This is a genomic window from Rhodopila sp., from assembly GCF_035548235.1.
In the GTDB taxonomy this organism is placed as follows: domain Bacteria; phylum Pseudomonadota; class Alphaproteobacteria; order Acetobacterales; family Acetobacteraceae; genus Rhodopila.
Map to the genome: position 1 here is coordinate 1 of NZ_DASZTJ010000154.1, position 4027 is coordinate 4027.

A 4027-nucleotide genomic window follows, 5' to 3' on the forward strand; every position below is an offset into this window, starting at 1 on the left:
GCGAGGGGCAGCCTTTTCGCCCCTCCAGCGCATGGCGGACGCGCCTTTTGCGCACCGGGCACGCGCTCGTTCATCATGCGCCCGTCCGCCGGGCGGCCCAATCGAATTGTTCCCGGCGCGCCGCTGGCGCTGGCATGGACCACGCTGGTATGAATCCATCGCATGACAACCGGATTGTCCGGATCGCGCCGGCAAAGCCAGGCGCGTGCAAGGGAGGCGAACGACGATGGATGCGACCGATCTCGAAAAGCGGATCACCCGGATGGAGGACATCGAGGCGATCAAGCAACTCAAGGCGCTCTATTGCGAAATCTGCGACGACATGCACAACCCGGATCGCATCGAGGCCCTCTTCGCCGAGGACGGAATCTGGGAAAGCCCCGATTTCGGCAAGGCCGTCGGCCACGCCGAGATCCGCGATCTGTTCAGCAATTTCCAGAAAACATTCAGCTTCTCCCAGCACAACATCATGAATCCGCGGATCACGGTCGACGGAAACCGCGCGACCGGCATCTGGTACATCATGGGGCCGTGGACCTATGCCGACACCAACGACGAAAAATGGCTAGCCCTGCGCTATGACGACGACTACGTAAAGGTCGACGGGCAGTGGAAATACAAGCACCTGCGCGTCGTGCTGCGCATGACGGCCGATCGCTGACGTCCTTCCCCCCGGCTCGGCGCTGGGCCGCCGTCGTTATCGGCGCGACGAGCGGGCTCCGTCCCCTGGTTCGGCCGCATGGTCCGTTCCGTCTACTGGCCGCCCCGGCCGAGCGCCGGCACGCCCGAAACTGGAGGGTAACGGTGGCATCGCCCCGCGCCCAGGCGCTGGATTGACCTTTGCGATATCCAGGCTTTCGAAAATGAACGATTGTGGTTTCGCCCGAACGGTATAAGATCGCGGAACGGAACGGACGTAGTTGGCGCGATTTACGCGCGAAGCCCGCACAAAAAAGTACGGTTTCTTCTTCCCAACGCTGACGATCCTTGCCCTTCGCACGCCCGGGTCAGACTTTGGGGTGTTATTTTTTATAGGAGAAACCGAATGCCAGTCGGAACAGTGAAGTGGTTTAACGCCCAGAAGGGCTATGGCTTCATCCAGCCGGAAGACGGCAGCAAGGATGTGTTCCTGCACATCAGCGCCGTGGAGCGGGCCGGATTGCACAATATCGCGGAAGGTCAGCGCATCTCTTATGAGCGCCAGATGGGGCGCAACGGCAAGGAATCCGCCGAGAACCTGTCCGTCGCGACCTGATCGGGACCGCGACCGACAATCAGGTCTCGCACTTTCCTGCTGCCGCACGAACCGGAAGGCGCCGCCAACCGCGCCTTCCGGCCGGCGGCGAAAGTGCGAAGCTCGCCCGTGCTCTCCACCCGCGGCGAAACGTTGGTTCGGTAGTCCGAACCGACACGATATGTTGGAGGTCAAGCATGCCCGACCGCCCTGTTGCCGGCCTGACGTGGAACACGCCGTTCCCTTCTCAACGCGCCGTCGACGATAGCCACGCCCGGGAGCGGCTTCGCGCCAAGTTCAAGGACGACGCCAAAAAAAGCAGTAGCGAATATGAGGCGGAAAGGGCAGCGGTCCTCCGTAAGACCGAGCATCTAAGAGCCCTTCGCCTCGCGCGTGATGCCGCCGGTCAGCAGCCGGAGCCGGCCTCCCAAAGCAAGAAGACCCCCGCGAAACGTAAAAAGTCGCAATCCAAGGCCGATTGACCCGCGTAAGCAATCGATGGAGAGGTTGTCCGGGGCGCCGGGGCGGCCCAGGGCGCTGCGTTCGAACGCCGCCGCCTCAGGCCAGGCGCTTCACGATCTGCTTGGCGCCATGAAGGCCCAGGCCGAAGGATTGCATGGCATGGAACAAGGCGCGCTCTCGCCCAGCCGCCCGGCACCATCGCCAATAACGGCGCGCGACATCCTCTGTCAGCACCCGCTCCCACGTCTCCGCGATTCTGGCGTTGCAGTAGGTCCGTGCGCGGCGCTTTCCTGATTCGACCATGTCGCGATACCGCGCCGGATCGTCGCGCAGCATCAGCACCGCGTCCAGGGCCTCCTGCTTCGTGCGTACGGCGATGTAATCTCGCCCCGGCATGCCGACCTGGCGGAACGCTGAATCCGCGCCACCGATGAACGGGATTTCGGCGTGCCAGGCATTGAACAGCTTACTGGGCGGCTTGGTATCGTGCGGCCGGCCGTCGAAGCTGCGCACCCCGACCAGCACGTCGATTGCGCGAAGGTCGTGCCATGCCTCTTTCGGCAACAGCACGAACTCAATCCCGTGGGGACGGAACAGCGCCTCCCACTCGGCGACGCCGCCGGCGAGGTTCCGGGAAATCTGACCAGCATAGCCGACGCGGAGCACTCCGCGACGCCGGGGATCCCGCTTGCGCAAACCAGGCTGAACCCAATGCGGGATATAGGACGCCGCCGGGCCGGCCTGCGTCCGGTTCTGGACGATATGGTGCTGGGCCCAATGGCGTTTCGGATAGTCCGCGCGCGCACAGACGACGAATGCCGACGGCCGCCCCCGGATGTTGAGCAGCCGGTCGGAATGGACGATGTTCACGCATCCGTCGTCCAGGGCGTTGGTGCACGACACCGACAGCGCGCCGCGATTGGCCAGGAGGATGTAGGTCTGCAGGCACCAGACCAGCTCGCCATCGGCGAAGATCGCCGCCGCCTCGGCGGGATCGGCGTCGACCAGCCCGGCCAGGTCCTGGATGGACGCCAGGCGGGACAGCGTGTCCGCGTCGCGCCCGACAACGAAATTGAAGCGGGGCATCGCTGGGTCTCCCCTGTCGGGTCGCTCAGGACCGGACGCGGGCGACGAGCCAGCTCGGCACCCAGCATTTCAGGAGGTCTCGTCGTCCGCCAAAGTTCAGTCCGCGGCGGATCGCCAGATCCAGCCAGTGGCGGGCGCGCCGGCGCAACGGCATCAGGCCGAGCAACTGGCACAGCAGTTGGTCGCGGTCCTGGCCCGCACCGTGGATGTAAGGGATGAACACGTCCGGGCCGCCGAAGACCGGAACGTCTGTCCGGTCCGCCTCGGGCGTGACCGGCGCGATCTCCGCGGCCCGGGCGTAGATGGCCTCGAGCGCGGCGCGCCATCCGCTGCCGCGATGCACCGCCGCGATGCCGGCCGCAGTGTCCGCGCCCAGCCGGGTCCGGTAGGCCGGATCGGCGGCCAGTCGTTCCAGCATGGCGGTATAGGCCGAGAGCGACCGGGTGCGCTGCAACGTGGCGTCCAGGCCCGGCATGTCCGCGCCAAGAATTTCCGAGCCGTCCGGAAAAGGAAAGCGGCTGACCAGGGGCAGGCCGTAGCTGCCCGCCTCCAGCAGCGAGGTGGTCGAAACAAACGGAAACGCGTCGACATAGATGTCGGCGGCCTCGAAATAAGGGGCCGTCCGGCTCGTCTCGGGCAGGCCAACGATGCGCCCCTGCACCTCGGCCTGCGCCGGCGCCCAATCGGCCCGGTCGCCGCTGCCGACCACCATCAACATGGCTTCGGGATGGCTTTTCAGGAACGGCAGGTGGGCATCCGCGTAGGTCATGCCATCGACCGGGCGGAACTTCACGCCACGCGCCACCGAAAGAAGCAGCGTGGTGTCCGGGTCGATGCCCAGTGCGCGCTTCGCCTCCTCCCGCGTCTGGCTGCGCGCGATGTCGGTGACCGGAATCGGCAGCAGCACGCATCGCTCCCGCGCGATGCCGCGCCGCGCGCAGGCCAGCTCGAGGCCCGAGCGCCGCAGGCTGATCAGGATGTCGGCGATATTGGTCCCGAGCCACATGTGATGATCGGCATGGTCCAGATAGGCGATCGTCGGGCGGTTCGGCATATCCGCGAAGGCCAGCATCGGTACGATATCGCGCGTGTCGACATGCAGGACGACGAGATCCACGTCGGCGGCCAGCGCGCGCAACTTCTTTGCCAGCGACAGGATCTGGCTGCGGCCGCGGCTCAGGCTGACGACCCGGCCGCCGGTGCGCCCGACCGCGTCGGCCAGGCGTTGGGGCACCGCCCGCCGCT

The 4027-nt window shown here is 65.9% G+C and carries 5 protein-coding genes; 3 read left to right on the top strand and 2 right to left on the bottom strand.

From position 1 onward, the window contains the following. Positions 1 to 226 precede the first annotated feature (226 nt). The 3 genes from VHB27_RS13160 (at position 227) to VHB27_RS13170 (ending at position 1716) form a co-directional block, all read left to right on the top strand. Positions 227 to 661, top strand: a complete 435-nt coding sequence (locus VHB27_RS13160; RefSeq protein ID WP_325601086.1) for a nuclear transport factor 2 family protein — start codon at positions 227 to 229, stop codon at positions 659 to 661. 384 nt (positions 662 to 1045) lie between these two features. After that, entirely contained in the window at positions 1046 to 1255 is a 210-nt protein-coding gene (locus VHB27_RS13165; protein WP_325601088.1) for a cold-shock protein, read from the top strand. A gap of 176 nt (positions 1256 to 1431) precedes the next feature. Further along, positions 1432 to 1716, top strand: coding sequence for a hypothetical protein (locus tag VHB27_RS13170; RefSeq protein WP_325601090.1), 285 nt, complete (start codon positions 1432 to 1434; stop codon positions 1714 to 1716). A gap of 76 nt (positions 1717 to 1792) precedes the next feature. On the opposite strand, the gene VHB27_RS13175 is transcribed toward VHB27_RS13170, so the two are convergent. Both VHB27_RS13175 and VHB27_RS13180 read right to left on the bottom strand, forming a co-directional pair. Then, positions 1793 to 2782 carry a glycosyltransferase gene (locus VHB27_RS13175; protein ID WP_325601092.1) on the bottom strand — a complete coding sequence of 330 codons (990 nt, stop codon included), beginning with the start codon at positions 2780 to 2782 and terminating at the stop codon, positions 1793 to 1795. A 25-nt stretch (positions 2783 to 2807) separates the two neighbouring features. Further along, positions 2808 to 4027: hypothetical protein (locus VHB27_RS13180; protein WP_413788628.1), on the bottom strand; the 1220-nt coding region annotated here is incomplete at its 5' end.